The 16,590-nt window shown below is 61.6% G+C and carries 11 protein-coding genes; 2 read left to right on the top strand and 9 right to left on the bottom strand.

The window, feature by feature from the left end; genetic code table 11:
* Positions 1 to 282: 282 nt before the first annotated feature.
* On the top strand, positions 283 to 1,242 hold the full coding sequence (locus AAAV21_RS06435) for a C39 family peptidase (protein ID WP_349108241.1): 960 nt from the start codon (positions 283 to 285) through the stop codon (positions 1,240 to 1,242).
* Positions 1,243 to 1,481: 239 nt separating this feature from the next.
* Here AAAV21_RS06435 and arcC read toward each other — a convergent pair whose 3' ends face one another.
* The 8 genes from arcC to AAAV21_RS06395 all read right to left on the bottom strand — a co-directional run bounded on the left by arcC (position 1,482) and on the right by AAAV21_RS06395 (position 13,463).
* Positions 1,482 to 2,444, bottom strand: coding sequence for a carbamate kinase (arcC, locus tag AAAV21_RS06430; protein ID WP_006235166.1), 963 nt, complete (start codon positions 2,442 to 2,444; stop codon positions 1,482 to 1,484).
* A 685-nt stretch (positions 2,445 to 3,129) separates the two neighbouring features.
* On the bottom strand, positions 3,130 to 6,669 hold the full coding sequence (gene nifJ, locus AAAV21_RS06425) for a pyruvate:ferredoxin (flavodoxin) oxidoreductase (protein WP_349108239.1): 3,540 nt from the start codon (positions 6,667 to 6,669) through the stop codon (positions 3,130 to 3,132).
* 402 nt (positions 6,670 to 7,071) lie between these two features.
* Positions 7,072 to 8,010, bottom strand: coding sequence for an FHA domain-containing protein (locus AAAV21_RS06420; RefSeq protein ID WP_349108237.1), 939 nt, complete (start codon positions 8,008 to 8,010; stop codon positions 7,072 to 7,074).
* 3 nt (positions 8,011 to 8,013) lie between these two features.
* The gene (locus AAAV21_RS06415; protein ID WP_349108234.1) at positions 8,014 to 9,858 is read right to left on the bottom strand and encodes a hypothetical protein; all 1,845 of its coding nucleotides are present in this window, start codon (positions 9,856 to 9,858) and stop codon (positions 8,014 to 8,016) included.
* Positions 9,855 to 10,760 (bottom strand): hypothetical protein, encoded by a 906-nt coding sequence (locus tag AAAV21_RS06410; RefSeq protein ID WP_117778769.1) that lies wholly within the window; start codon positions 10,758 to 10,760, stop codon positions 9,855 to 9,857. The genes AAAV21_RS06415 and AAAV21_RS06410 overlap by 4 nt, the downstream gene beginning before the upstream one ends.
* Positions 10,761 to 11,005: 245 nt before the next feature.
* Positions 11,006 to 11,602 carry a recombination mediator RecR gene (gene recR / locus AAAV21_RS06405; protein ID WP_089573257.1) on the bottom strand — a complete coding sequence of 199 codons (597 nt, stop codon included), beginning with the start codon at positions 11,600 to 11,602 and terminating at the stop codon, positions 11,006 to 11,008.
* 13 nt (positions 11,603 to 11,615) lie between these two features.
* Positions 11,616 to 11,936: a YbaB/EbfC family nucleoid-associated protein gene (locus AAAV21_RS06400; RefSeq protein ID WP_006235174.1), complete on the bottom strand. Its 321-nt coding sequence runs from the start codon at positions 11,934 to 11,936 to the stop codon at positions 11,616 to 11,618.
* Between the two features lie 120 nt (positions 11,937 to 12,056).
* Positions 12,057 to 13,463 carry an ATP-binding protein gene (locus AAAV21_RS06395; protein WP_349108231.1) on the bottom strand — a complete coding sequence of 469 codons (1,407 nt, stop codon included), beginning with the start codon at positions 13,461 to 13,463 and terminating at the stop codon, positions 12,057 to 12,059.
* 192 nt (positions 13,464 to 13,655) lie between these two features.
* Between AAAV21_RS06395 and AAAV21_RS06390 the strand changes: the two genes are divergently transcribed.
* Complete coding sequence (locus tag AAAV21_RS06390; RefSeq protein ID WP_349108230.1) at positions 13,656 to 14,129, top strand: hypothetical protein; 474 nt, start codon at positions 13,656 to 13,658, stop codon at positions 14,127 to 14,129.
* A 21-nt stretch (positions 14,130 to 14,150) separates the two neighbouring features.
* Here the strand turns inward: AAAV21_RS06390 and dnaX are convergent, their stop codons facing one another.
* Positions 14,151 to 16,577, bottom strand: coding sequence for a DNA polymerase III subunit gamma/tau (gene dnaX / locus AAAV21_RS06385; protein ID WP_349108228.1), 2,427 nt, complete (start codon positions 16,575 to 16,577; stop codon positions 14,151 to 14,153).
* Positions 16,578 to 16,590 lie beyond the last annotated feature (13 nt).

Genomic DNA, 16,590 nt, shown 5'->3' with positions numbered 1-16,590 from the left:
TTCGTGGCTTTAAGATACGGCCTTGGCACAGCAGCGCCGCTTGTGGCTCGACCGAAGGCAGAACTGCAAAACGAGCGGCGCCGTTTTTGGGACGAACGGCGGAAGACGTCATTCGTCTTGGACGCTTTCATCTTGTCTGCTTTTGAATACCTGTTGCCGTGACGCTTGGCGCGCGGCGCGGCAACGTTCATACCATTTGTCAGGCTTTTGGCGCACATACCCATGTGTCGCGCCTCTTTTTATGTAGGATAGACAAGTTACACATGAGGCAAGGTGATTCGAATGGCATATGGATACAATGACGGCGACCAACGGCCACAAAGCGTGCGCCTTGCCGGCCGCACCACGCCAACGCCCAGAAGCACCTCCGACAACGACAACCCGCAGCGCCCCCAAGAGCAGCTCGGGGCTTCTTCGCGGCAACAAAGCCGTACCGTGCAGCAGTCAGACCGCATGAGTACGAGCACACGCCAACGCCAGACCAACACATCGCAGCCACGCCGCTACGATCGCCGTAAGACCGACTACTACGTTAAGCGCTCCTTTTCGCGACCTCAACGCGATCGCGGCAATTCCGCCCCTCGCCCCGCGTCGCACACCACAAGTCACGCGCTTCCGGCCCGCCGCCTACGCCTTGCGTTTTGCTCCATCGCCGCCTGCCTCGTCTTTGTGTTTTTGGGATCCTGTATCTCTCACGGATCAGCCGGTCTCGAGCCCACTGCCGAGGACAAGCTGCTTAAAGCTCCCGTCGCACCCGGTTACTCCTTTGCGTTCTCGACCCCACGCTCGCAGTGGCAGGCCGGCACCATGCCCCACATCTACCAAATTGACCCCGCATGGTCGGAGCTGCCCTATGCCGGTGGCACTATTCGCGAAAACGCTTGCGGTCCCACTTGCCTCACCATGGTCTATATCTTTAAGACCGGCCATACCGATAAGACGCCGGTCGATATATGCGCACTGGCCGAAGCCGGCAACTACGCCCCCACTGGTGCCACCGAGTGGTCGTTTATGACAGGCGGTGCGTGGCAGCTGGGGCTCAACGGAACACAGCTCTATAACGATCGCGAATCGATTACCCAAGCACTTCGCTCGGGTGCGCCCGTCATCGCCGCAGTGCGCCCCGGCACGTTTACCAACGTAGGCCACTATATCGTGCTCTACGGCATCGACGATGCCAACCAGATTGCGTCTACGACCCCAACTCGGCCAGCCGCAGCGCCCGCCGCTGGGGCGTCGTAGAGGTCCTCAACGAAGTCGAAGCCATGTGGGCCTACTACTAGTCATTGGCACTCATTGGGGACAGACTTAAATGAATAGTCGTTGAGAACGTTCTTGTTTGACTAGTCGTTTAAGAACGTCCCCAATGACTAGGTGAATAGCAAAAGCCCCACAGTCGGAGCGGACTGCGGGGCTCATGAAGAGAGGCTAGTTTGTGGGCGCTTTGCCTGGCGCCCACGAAAGATGCAACAGAGTAGAGACTACTCGTGGATGCGGGTACCGGAGAGACCGGCCATGGTCTCGGCGGCCTTGTCCAGGGCGCCGATGATGCAGGTGCGGCCCTTGCGGGAACGGGCGAACTTGATGGCAGCGCGGACCTTGGGCTCCATGGAACCCTTGCCGAACTGGCCCTCGTCGGCCAGGCGCTCGGCCTCGTCGGCGGTGAGGTCCTCGAGCTCCTCCTGGTTGGGCTTGCCGAAGTTGATGGCGACATGCTCAACGGCGGTCAGCAGGAACAGGACGTCGGCGTCGCAGTCCTCGGCCAGCAGCTCGCCGCCCAGGTCCTTGTCGATGACGGCGGGAACGCCCTTGTAGCAGCCCTTGTTCTCGTAGTCGCGGACGACGGGGATGCCGCCGCCACCGCAGGCGATGACGATGAACTCGTTGTCGAGCAGGTTGAGGATGGAGTCAGCCTCGACGATCTTCTTGGGGTCGGGGGAGGCGACGACGCGACGCCAGCCGCGGCCGGAATCCTCGACGAAGACCTTGGAGGGATCCTCGGCCATGAACTCCTTGGCCTGCTCCTCGGTGTAGAAGGGGCCGATCGGCTTGGTCGGGTTCTTGAACGCGGGATCGTCGGGATCGCACTCGATCTGGGTGACGACGGTGGCGGCGTGCCAACGCTTATAGCGCTTGTGCATCTCGCGGCCGATGCCCTGCTGCAGGTGATAACCGATGTAGCCCTGGGACATGGCGCCGCACTCGGGCAGCGGCATCTCGGGGGTACCGATGGCATCGTGGGCGGCGGCGAAGGCATTCTGGATCATGCCGACCTGCGGGCCGTTGCCGTGGGTGATGATAATCTCGTTGCCCTGCTCGATGAGACCGAGGAGAGCGTGGGCGGTGTTGCTCACGGCCTCGATCTGCTCGACGGGGTTGTTGCCGAGGGCGTTGCCGCCAAGGGCGACGACAATACGATCGGGCTTGCCAAGAGGCTTAGACATTGCTGGAATCCTTTCTGTAAAAGGCCTACAACCCATTAATAACCCGCGTCCGTGCGATACGCGAGTTTATTAAGGTTTATATTCTCTTTATCGCTCATTTTATTCATTTTGAAAATAGTGGAACGGTGAACGGTCGTTTTTACCCGCTCAGCGTAAAGAACCCCAGCTCACGCATATCTACGCCATTTACGTGCAACTTTATTTAAATAGAGCAGGGATTAGACCGGATTATGCAAACTATATCTTTGCTAAACACAAAACGGACAGCGCAAAATCTTACTCGCACTATACGAGATTCTATGCACTTATAAGACGAGTATGCACCCCTGCAAAAACATGGGGCTTTTCATCCAGCATAAGGAATAAAGAAGAGCTCCGAAAAGGCGCCCAACCCCAAAGCACGGGGATAGAAGGCGGCAACAGCCAAAACCTCCATCCATCCCCAAAGTGGCGCGAGGTTTCGCGGCAAAGCCGCGAAACAGCGAAAGGGACATAAGGCCCCCTCAGCCACGTCCTTCATTCAGCCACACGATCCGAGGACGTAGTCGTAGCAGGATCTGAGGGCTGACCTTCGCGGACACTCCGCAGGACGAAAGAACCCCCGCCGCACGTAGTGCGCAGCGGGGGTTCTTTCATGTCCGAGGACGTCCGCGAAGGTCAGCCCTCAGATCCTGCGGTGGGAGACCTAGGCCTCGTTGTACACCGTCTTGAGCTTCAGCAGGTGAGCGTAGCGGTCCATAGCGGCCTGCTCGTTCTCCTTGAAGAGCTCCTCGGCGCGCTCGGGGAAGGAACGCGTCAGCGAAGCGTAACGGGCCTCGTTCATCAGGAACTCCTGATAACCGCCCGCGGGCTCCTTGGAATCGAGCGAGAACTTCTTGCCGGCAGCAGCCTCGGGGTTGAAGCGGAAGAGGTTCCAGTAACCGCACTCGACAGCCTTCTTCATCTCGGCCTGGCAGTTCTGCATGCCGCCCTTCTTGATGGAGTGCATCTCGCAGGGGCTGTAGCCGATGATGAGGGACGGGCCGTCGTAGGCCTCGGCCTCGTGGATAGCCTTGAGGGTCTGAGCCGGGTTGGCGCCCATGGCAACCTGTGCCACGTAGACGTAACCGTAGCTCATGGCAATCTCGGCCAGAGACTTCTTCTTGGTCACCTTGCCGGCAGCGGCGAACTGAGCGACCTGGCCCAGGTTCGAGGCCTTGGAGGCCTGACCGCCGGTGTTGGAGTACACCTCGGTGTCGAAGACGAAGACGTTGACGTTGTGGCCGGAAGCCAGGACGTGGTCCAGGCCACCGAAGCCGATGTCGTAGGCCCAGCCGTCGCCGCCGAAGATCCAGAAGGACTTCTTGGTGAGGTAAGCCTTGTCGGCGAGGATTGCCTTGGAAGCGTCGCAGCCGCACTTCTCGAGCTCGGCAACGTAGGCAGCGGCAGCGGTCTTGGAGGCCTCGGCGTCGTTGACGGAGTCGATCCAAGCCTGGCCGGCGACCTTGAGCTCATCGGACGGACCATCGGCAGCGATGATGTCCTGGGTAGCGGTGATCAGCTTGTGCTGAACGGCCTCATAGCCAACGGCCATGCCCAGACCGTGCTCGGCATTGTCCTCGAACAGGGAGTTGTTCCACGCCGGGCCGTGACCGTCCTTGTCCTTGCAATAAGGAGCGGTGGCAGCGGGGTTGCCCCAAATGGAGGAGCAGCCGGTGGCGTTGGAAATGAACATGCGGTCGCCGGCGACCTGGGTCACCAGACGTGCATAGGCGGTCTCGGCACAGCCGGCGCAGGAGCCCGAGAACTCCAGGTAGGGCTGCTTAAACTGGCTGCCCTTGACGTTGGCCGCGATGAGCTCCTTCTTCTCGGAGACGTTCTCGACCATGTAGTCCCAAACGGGCTGCTGGTCCATCTCCTGCTCGGTGGGAACCATCTCGAGGGCGCCCTTGGGGCAGACCTTGACGCAGTTGGTGCAGCCCATGCAGTCGAGCGGGGACACAGCCATGGTGAACTTCATACCCTTGGCCTTGGGGCCCATGGCGTCGAGCGTGCGGGTAGCCTCGGGCGCGGCGGCAGCCTCGTCCTCGGTCATCGCGAACGGACGGATGGTGGCATGCGGGCACACGTAGGCGCACTGGTTGCACTGGATGCACTTGGTCTCGTCCCAGTGGGGAACGACCACGGCGACGCCGCGCTTCTCGTATGCGGAGGCGCCCAGCTCAAACTGGCCGTCGGCACAATCGACGAAGGCAGAAACAGGCAGGCTGTCGCCGTCCATGCGATCGATGGGCTCGAGCAGGTTCTTGACCTGCTGGGCGATAGCGGACTTGGTCTCCTCGGAGAGCTCGACGGGAGCGGCATCCTCGGCGGTAGCCCAGTCGGCCGGAACCTCGAACTTACGGAAGGCGGTAGCGCCGGCATCGATGGCCTTGTGGTTGGCGTCGACGATGGCCTGGCCCTTCTTCATGTAGGACTTGGTAGCCGCGTCCTTCATGTACTGCAGGGCGTCCTCGGCGGGCAGGACCTTGGCCAGCGCGAAGAAGGCGGACTGGAGCACCGTGTTGGTGCGCTTGCCCATGCCGACCTTGGCCGCCAGGTCGATAGCGTCGATCAGGTAGACGTTGACGTTGTTGTTCGCGATGTAGCGCTTGGCCACGGCGGGCATGTGCTCGGCGAACTCCTCGTCGCTCCACTGGCAGTTGACCAGGAAGGTGCCGCCCGGCTTGACGTCGCGGACCATCTTGAAGCCCTTAACGATGTAGCTGGGGTTATGGCAGGCGACAAAGTCGGCCTTGGTCACGTAGTACGGCGAACGGATCGGGGAATCACCAAAGCGCAGGTGCGAGACGGTGACACCGCCGGTCTTCTTGGAGTCGTACTGGAAGTAGGCCTGGACGTACTTGTCGGTGTGGTCGCCGATGATCTTGATCGAGTTCTTGTTGGCGCCGACGGTACCGTCGCCACCCAGACCCCAGAACTTGCACTCGATGGTACCGGGGGCTGCGGTGTTGGGCGCATCCTCGGCCTCGGGCAGGCTCAGGTTGGTCACGTCATCGACGATGCCGATGGTAAACTCGCGCTTGGGCTCGTCCTTCTTAAGCTCCTCGAAGACAGCGAACGCGGACGCGGGAGGCGTGTCCTTGCTGCCCAGGCCATAACGGCCGCCGACAACCTTGATGCCCGTCTTGCAGGCCTCGTAGAGAGCGGAGACGACGTCCTGGTAGAGCGGCTCGCCGATAGAACCCGGCTCCTTGGTACGGTCCATGACGGCGATCTTCTGGACGGTCTCGGGGAGAACGTCGACGAAGTGCTTGATGGAGAACGGACGGAACAGACGAACCTTGACCAGGCCGACCTTCTCGCCGTGAGCGTTGAGGTAGTCGATGACTTCCTCGAGCACGTCGCAGAAGGAGCCCATGCACACGACGACGCGGTCGGCATCGGGAGCGCCGTAGTAGTTGAACAGGCCGTAATCGGTGCCGAGCTTCTCGTTGATCTTCTTCATGTAGCCCTCGACGACGGCGGGAAGCTCGTCGTAGACCTTGTTGCAGGCCTCACGGTTCTGGAAGAAGATATCGCCGTTCTCGTGGCTGCCGCGGGTGTGCGGGTGCTCAGGGTTGAGCGCGTGATCGCGGAAAGCCTGGACGGCGTCCATGTCGCACATCTCGGCCAGATCCTTGTAGTCCCACATGGCGACCTTCTGGATCTCGTGGCTGGTGCGGAAGCCGTCGAAGAAGTTAAGGAACGGGGTCTTGCCCTCGATGGCGGCAAGGTGAGCCACCGGCGAGAGGTCCATGACCTCCTGGACGTTACCCTCGGCGAGCATGGCGAAGCCGGTCTGACGACAGGCCATGACGTCGGAGTGATCGCCAAAAATGTTCAGGGCGTGGGAAGCGACGCAACGCGCGGAGACGTGGAAGACGCCCGGGAGCTGCTCGCCCGCGATCTTGTACATGTTCGGGATCATCAGGAGCAGACCCTGAGAAGCCGTGTAGGTGGTGGTCAGAGCACCGGCACCCAGCGAACCGTGAACGGTACCGGCTGCACCTGCCTCGGACTCCATCTCGACGACCTTGACCGGGGTGCCGAAGATGTTCTTGCGACCCTGGGCCGCCCACTGGTCGACATGGTCGGCCATCGGGCTGGACGGCGTAATGGGATAGATTCCCGCTACCTCGGTGTACGCATACGAAACATATGCGGCCGCCTCGTTGCCGTCCATAGACTTAAACTTACGCGCCATATACCCCTCTCCTCTCATATAGGTATACAGGCCCCGGCGATTGCCGGGATATTGGCGTGATGGGATTTACGCTGTTGCTTCCAATCATCTGGCAGGCAGGCTCAGCAGCAGGTACGTGGCGTGGAGAGAAGACATGCCGAGGCGAGGGGCAACTGATGCGCCCCACAGACCCGACCGCCCGTCTTGCACATGACCGAGCGCCGCAAAGGCCGCATGCCGGATGCTCCCGGGCACGCCCCGGCGATGGGAAGCGCCCGCAACGGAAATCCGCATGCGGGTTTATTGTACCCCGCCGTCAAGTGTAATTTCGGCAAATATAGGCGGGCGGTAAAGGTTTACCTCGGGTGACTGCCGGGAGCAAAATGATCCCTTGGGGACGGAGGGACCATTTGGCGGGACTGGCTAGAGGGCACCGAAGAGGATGGCGTAGGTAGTGGATTCGCCGAGCTTGAGCTCGTCGCCGGGATTGAGTTGGGCGGAACGGCCGGGCTCGACCTGAATGCAGACGCGCGTGGCCCCGTTTACCACCACGGTTCCGTTGGTGGACGACAAGTCCTCGACGTGCCAGATATTTTGAGCATCGCACCAGATATGGGCATGGCGGGCCGAGACATCGTCGCCGACGTCGGTAATATCGCCCTCACCAGTGGCCAGCGCGCCAATCTCAACACCCTGCTCACTCGGCTGAATCCAGCGCGGGGCGCTCACGACAAAACTGTTTTGCACGCGCAGCAAGCCCAAGGGGTGCGCCGGGGCGGGTTCGCGTTCGCCCGCAGCCAGCGACATGCCAAGCGAACGCGGCGTGGATGTGCCTCCGCCACAGGTCGCGTGCGCGTAGTCGATGGCATAGTTCACCGAGGACCGCACATCCGCCGAACAACCGACGGCGACAAACAGCACCAGCACGGCCTCGGCGCGCTCGGCGGGCATGAGTTCCGCCGCCTGGGACAGGCGATCGAGCGCGTTGCGATAGAGATTTGTGTCCTGGTGACACTCTTCGAGCGCGCGTACCATCGGTTCACCTGCAGGGCCGCACACCATATTGATCACAGCCGTGGAGTCCATGGGATTGCGCTGGCGCAGGGCCAGTTGCGACATAATACGCGCAGCCGAGGTACCGTATTCGGCAAAGTAGCGCTGCTGAAGTGTGCCGACCGGTGCGCGAACGATAAAGCGGGAAACCCAAGAGCGATCGGCGGCCCGGCTCTGCGGGCTGCGGCCGTCTGCGAGCGGACGGGACGAAAGCACCAAGCCGCACAGCTCGATATGGCTCAGATGCGCCGCGCGCTTAAAGATGTCAAACATGGCCCCGCATGGGGTGAGCTCAACTTGAGATGCCATGACCTAGGCCTCCTTGGTCGTAGAAATAGAATCGGACGATACTTCGACAGGTCCGCCAAAAGTACGGGCAGCTGCGGCTCCACCGGCAAGCGGAGTCGCCATCTGGGCTTTTGTGCGTCGCGGTGCCGAAACGGGAAGTTCAAAGGCAAAGCCCATCGCAAGCAAAAACCACGTAAGCGTATAGGTTGCAACCAGAGCGGCAACAAGGCCGCCCATCACGGCGCGTTGGGAAAATACGCTACATGCAATCACAACCAGTACCGGAACCTCGCAGGCAGAAAGCGCAAGCACACCCTGCAGGAACCCCGAGCGCCGATCGCGCGCAAGTGCCCCCGCGGCAACGCCGGCCATGCCTGGCAGCGCCAGCGCCAGTGCGGCAATAACACCCGGTAGCGACCCAGACCACACGAGCGATCCCAAAGTCGCCGTCACGCGAGCGCCCGACGCCAGCAGCGCGGCCGAAACCACGACCACAGCCCAAACCACGCCACAGACGACCGTCGCGCCGACCATCAGCGCGCGACGAACCGCGCGGCCGGACGCATCCATGGGGCACGGCGTGAGCGGCTCGCCGCGGAGCGAACGACCGACATTTTGCGCATAGTGGTCACAAAACGCCGAGAGCGCCGCCTCGACCGCCGCCGGCTCGGGACGATCTTTTTGATGGCTGGACAGACAGGCCATCACCACGTCGAACAGCTGGGCATCGACAAACGCCAGCGCATCGCGTAGCTCCTCGGAATCCGGCTCAAGCCCCAGCTGCTGGGCCTGCTCGGCCGCGGCGAGCGCCACATCGGGCTCACGACGAAGCAGCTGAGTCAAATCACAACCGGTCGCATGGGCACCAATGGGATAGTCGGGCCGCGTGTCCATCTTGAGACGGTAGGGGCTCGCGATGTCGCGCGTCTTTTTGCGCGAACCCGAGGTGCCCGAAGTGCTCGGCGCGGCTTCGTATGGCGCGATGCCGGCAATGAGCTCGTAAACCGTGCTTGCCGCGGCATAGACGTCAATCGCCGGCGACATACGCAAAGCGCGCAGGTCGGGAATATCGTCGGTGAGCATCTCGGGCGGGGCATAGGCAACCGTCGCGCGACGCAGCGTGGCATAACGCTCCGTAAACGACGCCTTGCCGCCGGTACCGGCCACGGCCGACGCAGGCTCAAGCGCCAGCGACGAGCCAAAGTCGATCAGGCACAGGTCAAAGGTGCCCTCGGCAAGCTGCCGGTCAAGCGGCAGGCGCGCCGTACGCACCATAATATTAGCGGGCGAGATATCGCGATGGACAAAGCCCTCCCCCACCAGGCTCATACGGCAGAGCAGATCGAACAGGTCGCGACCCAGACGCGCCGCCACAAGCGGCGACAGGCGTCCGGCATCGTCCACGGCAAGTCGCGAACGCAAGCGGGCAAGCGTCTCGCCCTCGACCCATTCCATGACAATTGCAGGCACACCGTCGACCTCGCCCCAGCCATAGAGGCGGGGAAAGCCCTTAAGGCCCGAAAGGGCGCGATGGCATTCATATTCCTCGCGAAACGCCGCCTTGAACTTGGCGACCAGCGCCTCGTGAGTTGCATCGTCGTCAAACTCATCGCGCGTCGGCAAGATGAGCTGCTTGAGCGCCACGGCCTCGCCTTGGGCGTTGACGGCACGCGTCACGCGGCCGATACCGCCACGGCGCATGGTGGCATCGTCGGCAAACAGCATCGTAAAACGACGCAGATAGGCAGGCAGTTCGTCCTGACCGAGCGCAATGGCCGGCTCAAACCCGTCGACACGCGCCAGGCGCAGGCCGACCATGGGATCGCGACCGAGCGATTGTGGTGTGGTGGATGCAAGATCGGTCATCATAGGGCAAGCGCCGCCATGTTATTGTTGAAGTTACCGAGCGCAACGTCATCATCGCCGTAATGGCCGACCCATTGACATAGGTTGGTGTAACAGCCCCACAGATTGGCATACTGCTGATACCACTTTGACCGGGGCGAGAATGTCTGACGACCGAACTCGGCTCGAATGACAAACATCTCCCCGACCAGGCTGTCGCACGGCCTGGGATCTCCCGTAGAGTTATAGGTCGAGACCACGTCATTGGCACGAGAAACATAGCCGTCGAGCATGTTGTACTTGGTCACAAGCCAACTGTGAATGCTCTCTTCCTCAGCAGCGGAAAGGCCACCGGAGTTCGCATCGTTGTCAGTGTTGCCGCCCGTCGAGCCGCCGTTTCCAGACCCTCCGGCAGAGGAACCCGATCCAGAACCGCCGCCCGAACTCGACGAATCCGAGCCGGAGCCAGAAGTATCCGAGTTACCGGGCTTTCCGGACTGCTGGGCGTCCTGTTCCTTCTGCTGCTCGACCTTATTCACCGTTGCCGCCACGCTATTGTTGGACAACCGATCGATGATCTTGGTGTTGGTGAGCACGATGGTTTTGCCATTGGCAAGCGTGACTTCGTTGTCCGGGGCCTCGGCGCCGTCCGCGTCGTCGGTGCCAAACACAATATGCGCGACCACACTTGCCCAAGCATATCCAGTCGTGGTGCCCAGATCACTTTTGACCTCATGCCCCACGCGCGGTTCGCGTGCGGCATGTGCCTGCATCATGGACGGCACGGTCATGCCATAGGCAGAAACGCCAGCTATGACCAGCACCAGCGAGCAAGACAGCAGTGCGTACGCCCGCGGCGCCAAGCCCAGTCGGCGTCGCATGCGCACCGCGGCGCCGCGCTTTGTCTGAGTGCCACCGGGCCGCATGCGTTCTCCTCCAACAAAAACACGCCGCTCGGGAGCGGCGCATTCATTCGAATCCATATTTGAGTGTATCAGCGAACCCAAAAGGTTGCGCAACGAATGAGCAAATTAAGGATGCGAGTGGAAGCATCCATGCGATAAGCGGATACAAAGTATCTTTGTTGCACAACAAACTTATAGTCGCACGGGGAAATTATGACTGCCCCGTGCGTCGCCAGGAAAACATACGGCAGGAGCAGGCTCGCCACCTAAATCGTGCGACGGGCCTCAATGGCGCGCCCAAGCGTAAGCTCGTCGGCATACTCCAGGTCGCCGCCCACGGGCAGGCCGCTCGCCAGACGCGACACCTCAACGCCCAGCGGCTTGATAGTGCGGGCCAGGTAGCTCGCCGTGGTCTCGCCCTCAATATTGGGGTTGGTGGCGATGATGACCTCATGGATATCCTCGTGGCCCAAACGCGCCAGCAGCTCGCGGATGTGCAGCTGCTCGGGACCAATCTTGTCCATGGGGCTGATCACGCCGCCCAGCACATGGTACAGGCCATGGTAGCTGCCCGTGCGCTCGATTGCCTGGACGTCGCGCGGCTCGCCCACCACGCAAATGCGAGTAGTGTCGCGCATCGAATCCTGGCAGATGGAGCACTCGTCGGCCGTGGCGTAGTTAAAGCAACGGCTGCAAAAGTGGACCTCCTGCTTAACCTCCAGAATGGCCTCGGCCAGGCGGCGGGCCTCCTCGGCATCGGCCTCGAGCAGGTAATAGGCGATGCGCTGGGCCGACTTGGGACCAATGCCCGGCAGACGGCCCAGCTCATCGAGCAGTTTTTGCAGACTGTGATTCGCACTCATATATATGCGTGTCTTAGAACGGCATGCCCGGGATGTTGAGGCCGCCGGTGATGGCGCCCATCTGCTTGTTGGCGAGCTCGTTGACGCCGCGGACGGCCTCGTTGACGGCAGCCATGATCATGTCCTGCAGCATATCGACGTCCTCGGGATCGAGGGCATCGGGGTCAATAGTGAGGTTGACGAGCTCCATCTCGCCGTTAACGGTCACCTTGACCATGCCGCCGCCGGCAGAGGCGTCGACGGTCTGGGACTTGAGGTTCTCCTGCGCGGCGGCAAGCTGCTCCTGCATCTTGCGAGCCTGCTTCATCATCTGCTGCATGTTCATACCGGCCATGATGGCTCCTTTACGTGCGGCCGCACGCCGAGCTGCAAGGGCAGCCGGAGCACGGCGGGACTTTCAAACTCAAAAATCGTACCACGGCGCGGGGCAAGCAAGCGGGGCGGACACGCTACCTCAGTCGATATACATGTCCTTGAGCGTGACGATTCGCCAATCTTCGCGTGCCGCAAGCTTCTTTTTCGTCGCGGCACTCACGTCATGCTTGCAGAACAGCATGAAATGAGAGGCAGCGAAACCCTTTACCAGGCCTCGTTTTCTTTCAAGGTCGTCAATCTCTGCCGACTCATCAAACGACTCCCTATATTTGCACTCTCCGATCACCAGACGCTTTGACACCCGATCGGCGGCTAAAACATCGATATCATCCTGAGCCCGTTTGGCGGGATTCGTCCCCCACCACGATGACACTGCCGTTGCCGGAATTGGCAACTTGCCCTGTTTTGCCTGATCAACCAGCCACTCGGCACACAACGCCTCGAACCGATGACCTAGGTATTCGTTCAGCTGCTCTTCTGAAAGCGCATTGACAACCGCCCGGCCCAAACCGGCCTCGATATCGGACGAATATGGCATGACGAACCGGAACCAAAACGCATAGCACGACTCGGAAAGCCGGTAGATTCCGCGCTTGCTGGTCTCGATACTCTCGCCAAACGGAACAACCTTTTCGATAATCCCCACCGATTCCAGTGCCTTGAGATAGCGGGGCAACGTTGTCTGGGCAACGCCCACGCGATCTGCGATCTGCTTTGCGCGGTTTGCACCGGCGGCCACAGCCCGCAAAATCGAGTTATACATTGCCGGCTCCTGAAACTCCTGACGAATCAGGCCCTCGGGCTCGCCATAGAGAAACCCCATGGGATCGAAGTAAAGCCGGGCCAGATTCTCCTTGAGCCCCACGCTCGGATCCAGCTGTTGCAGATAGTACGGGACACCGCCAAAGCAACCGTAGAATTTAAAGGCCTCATGAGCGCTCAAGCCCGGAAGCATCTTGGCTGCATCCCTAAATCCAAGGTCGCGCACCTTGATTTGAGCCGTGCGCCGGCCAAACAGAGGGCTTTTGCGTCCCAGCACATTGCTTTCCATAAAACCCTGATTGCTGCCGCAAAGAATAAGAAAGGCGTTCGTTTCCCTGAAGGCCCGGTCGATGGCGACCTGGAAAATCGAGGGCAGCGCCTCGTTGCGCATCGCCGCATAGGGAAACTCGTCGAACACAAAGACAAACCGCTCGGTGCGCGCTCGATCGGCGACGAAGGACAGCGCGTCGGTCCAGGAAGAGAACCCGCCAATCGATGCGGGAAGATTGAAAAAGCCAGCGATAGCGCGATTAAAATCCGCAAGGTTGTCGGCATCGCTTTGCTCGAGCGCGGTAAACGAGAGCGTCCTTTTACCGCGGCAGAACTCGTTAATGAGCGTTGTCTTTCCCACGCGTCGACGACCGTACACGACGGCCATCTGAAATGAACGCTGCTCATAAAGGGATTCGAGTTTTGCAAGCTCTGCTTCGCGTCCGACAAACATTATGCACTCCAGAATTATGCAAGGTTGAATAATTCACACTTGCATAATATCTTAAGCTTGCCCTAGCAGAGCCGGGACCAGCCAATTTATGTGTACGGCTAAACGGCTAAATGCCGGGCCACCGCTCGAGGCGGCACGTATGGCAGCAGGGTATAATATGATTGTCATAGATAACAATTTGGAGGTGTCCCCATGAATGCCCCCGACGCGCTCCAAAACATCCGCTCAAAATACCCCGTTGCATATTTGGTTCTCTATCTCTTTGTCGGCTGGGCATTGCTGGTTGTCATCACCCATGCCATAGCTTTTGGAGCAGAACTGTTGGTAGCCGGCTCGGACCAGCCCGTCGTCAAATGGGAAGCGACCGATGAGCGCACCGACGGAACCCGAACCGTTTACTACAACAGTCCGTCCCTCTACCAAGAGCTAAAGATCAAGATAAAAGACTCCAAGATTGTCGATGCCGAGCTAGGCACCTATTTGACGATCGGAGCAACCGTCAACGCCGAGCAAGTCGAGCACACGGACAGCCATGCGACGTATCGTATCGACCTCAACATCCTAGGCCGACCGTCACGCATCTGCCTGCTCGAATGCGAGATACGCGGCACCACGCTACACATGTCCGAAATACAGACGCGCCCAGACATTGAGCCCTCTTCTTGAGCAGTATACCCGCCTGTACAGTTACTCCACCGGTTTGAAGATGGTGGACTGGCCGAAGACGCTGCGGATGAGGGCTTTGGCCTCGTCCTCGGTCTGCGGGATGCTCGGGGCTGCGCCCTGATGGCCGAAGGGGCTGCCCGCACCGGGGTTGGACTCCCAGGGAGCTGCAGGAGCATCCTCCTCTTTGGGGGCAGTTGCAGCGGACTTTGGCGCGGACGCCGCACCCGGCACGTCGAACGGGGGCAGATCGTCCCTGCCGGCATCGGCAGCAAAACCGCCGACCATGGCATCGTCGTAGGGAACCTGCTCGGATTCCCACGGCGCGGACTGCGCGACAGGCTGAGCCTTCGGGGCAGCCGAGCGCTCGGGCGCACGGGGTGCGGGCTCGGTCGGGAGCTTACCCGTGGCAGGAGCGCCGGCGGGGTTGTCGGAGCGTAGCCAGGGGGCTTTGCCCAGGTCAGACGACTTGGGCGCGGGCGAGACGGGCTTGGGCGCGGGTGTCGGAGCAGCCGGTTTGGGCGCCGCGGGCTTAGGCGCCGACGGGGTCGATGCCGCTACCGGCGCCGCTTGCTGCTGCGGCGCGCTGGCGCTCGAGGATACAGGGGCCGCCGAGGACACGGGCTGCGGGTCCGCAGATGCCGCAGCCCGTGCAGATGGAGAATGCTCCTCATGTTGAGGAGCCGGCGTGCCACCCCCATCCAGAACATAGTCGACGGTACGACGACCGAAGACCGCGCAGACCGTCGGCAGGACCACCGACTGCGTATCGGCGCGGCCGAGCATCTTGATGGCAAAGGTCGAGCCCGCAGGGAACGAGACGGTGAGCTTGGAGCCGTCGTCGGCCGTGGCGCGGGCGTTGAGCAAAAGCCCTGCGTAGGAAGCCTGACGCGCCTTGACACGCTCGACAACCTCGGCCCATTTGCGCTGCAGCTCTCCGGCATCCTCGACCGCGGGCGTCTCGGCAGCACCGGCGGCAGCAACCTGAGCGGCAGTGTTGGGCTGGGGCTTAGGTGCCGGCACGGCGGCAGGTGCGGGAGCCGGAGAGGCGGCGGGCTTGGGGGTCGACGCGGGCGCAGGCTGGGTCGCCGGAGCGGCAGCACCACGGTCCCAAGGCATACCGCCCTGGCGCGCGGACGTACCAGCGGGGGCAGCGGATGCCGCCGGAGCGGCAGCACGGGCGCCCGAAATGAGCGTCGGCTGCTGGGCAGCAGCGGGTACGGATGCCGCAGGCGCAGCACCAGCAGCAGCCACGCTCGCCGGCACCGCGGCATTGGCAACCATGGCCTCCAGGCGTGCCACGCGCTCGGCCAATGCCTCAATCGTTATATCAGCCTCGGGACGGGCCAGACGCGTGCAGGCAATCTCGAGCACCAGGCGCACGTCGCTCGCGCCCCTCATCTCCAGCGCGGCATCGTCGAGCACGGTCAGCACACGGGCCAGGCGGTCGGCAGGATGCTCGCCAAAGGCAGCAGCCTCGGCAGCAAGCGCCTCGGCCTGCTCGGCTCCGCCCTCAAACAGCTCGGCACGGGCACCGGCAACACAGGCAACGTACACGTCGCGCACGTGCGCCACCAGGTCGCGCGTCAGCTCCAGCAGGTCATTGCCCTCCTCGACCTGTGCACGAATCAGCCCATAGAGCTCGGCAACATCGCGCTCGGCAATGGCGCGGGCAAACTCGCCCAGAATCTGGTCCGAAACCTCGCCTAAAAGCGAGCGGGCGTCGTCCGCATGCACAGAACCGTTGCCAAAGACGCTCAGCTGCTCCAGCGTGGAGAGCGCGTCGCGCATACCGCCCTTGGCATGGCGCGCCACGATGGCCAGTGCCTCGTCGTCGTAATCGAAGCCCTCCTGCTCGCACACGTATGCCAGGCGGCGCTCGATATCCTCGTTGCCGATGCGGTGGAAATCGAAGCGCTGGCAGCGCGAGAGGATGGTCTCCAGAATCTTTTGCGGGTCGGTGGTGCACAGCACAAAGATCACATGTGCCGGCGGCTCCTCGAGCGTCTTGAGCAGCGCGTTAAACGCCGCCGTCGTGAGCATGTGGACCTCGTCGATGATATAGATCTTGTACTTGCCGCGCACCGGGGCAAAGTTGACGGAGTTGATGATCTCCTCGCGCACGTTGTCCACGCCGGTACGGCTTGCGGCATCGAGCTCGTAGACATCGGGGTGGTTGCCCTCGGCAATGAGCTCGCACTCCTCACAAGTACCGTCGGGCATGCAGCCGCTTGCACCCTCGGCGCGCGCCGCCTCGGCATTGCGGCACAGCAGCGCCTTGGCCAGAATGCGCGCCATGGTGGTCTTGCCCGTGCCACGCGGTCCGCAGAATAGGTACGCGTGAGACAGGCGCCCCTCGGTGATGGCGTGTTCGAGCGTCGAGACGATATGCTGCTGGCCCACCACGGAGTCGAAGGTGAGCGGGCGATACTTTCGGTACAACGATTCCATGGGTGCTCCCCCG

It is taken from the genome of Collinsella sp. CLA-AA-H302 (assembly GCF_040093305.1).
Taxonomy (GTDB): Bacteria; Actinomycetota; Coriobacteriia; order Coriobacteriales; family Coriobacteriaceae; genus Collinsella.
Note: the sequence above shows the minus strand (reverse complement) of the source record. Positions and strands in the feature narration are given on the sequence as shown.

Excerpts from the sequence above, each read along its gene's own strand:
- AAAV21_RS06435 (WP_349108241.1), top strand. The coding sequence starts at position 283 with ATGGCATATGGATACAATGACGGCGACCAACGGCCACAAAGCGTGCGC.
- arcC (WP_006235166.1), bottom strand. The coding sequence starts at position 2,444 with ATGTCTAAGCCTCTTGGCAAGCCCGATCGTATTGTCGTCGCCCTTGGC.
- nifJ (WP_349108239.1), bottom strand. The coding sequence starts at position 6,669 with ATGGCGCGTAAGTTTAAGTCTATGGACGGCAACGAGGCGGCCGCATAT.
- AAAV21_RS06420 (WP_349108237.1), bottom strand. The coding sequence starts at position 8,010 with ATGGCATCTCAAGTTGAGCTCACCCCATGCGGGGCCATGTTTGACATC.
- AAAV21_RS06415 (WP_349108234.1), bottom strand. The coding sequence starts at position 9,858 with ATGATGACCGATCTTGCATCCACCACACCACAATCGCTCGGTCGCGAT.
- AAAV21_RS06410 (WP_117778769.1), bottom strand. The coding sequence starts at position 10,760 with ATGCGGCCCGGTGGCACTCAGACAAAGCGCGGCGCCGCGGTGCGCATG.
- recR (WP_089573257.1), bottom strand. The coding sequence starts at position 11,602 with ATGAGTGCGAATCACAGTCTGCAAAAACTGCTCGATGAGCTGGGCCGT.
- AAAV21_RS06400 (WP_006235174.1), bottom strand. The coding sequence starts at position 11,936 with ATGGCCGGTATGAACATGCAGCAGATGATGAAGCAGGCTCGCAAGATG.
- AAAV21_RS06395 (WP_349108231.1), bottom strand. The coding sequence starts at position 13,463 with ATGTTTGTCGGACGCGAAGCAGAGCTTGCAAAACTCGAATCCCTTTAT.
- AAAV21_RS06390 (WP_349108230.1), top strand. The coding sequence starts at position 13,656 with ATGAATGCCCCCGACGCGCTCCAAAACATCCGCTCAAAATACCCCGTT.
- dnaX (WP_349108228.1), bottom strand. The coding sequence starts at position 16,577 with ATGGAATCGTTGTACCGAAAGTATCGCCCGCTCACCTTCGACTCCGTG.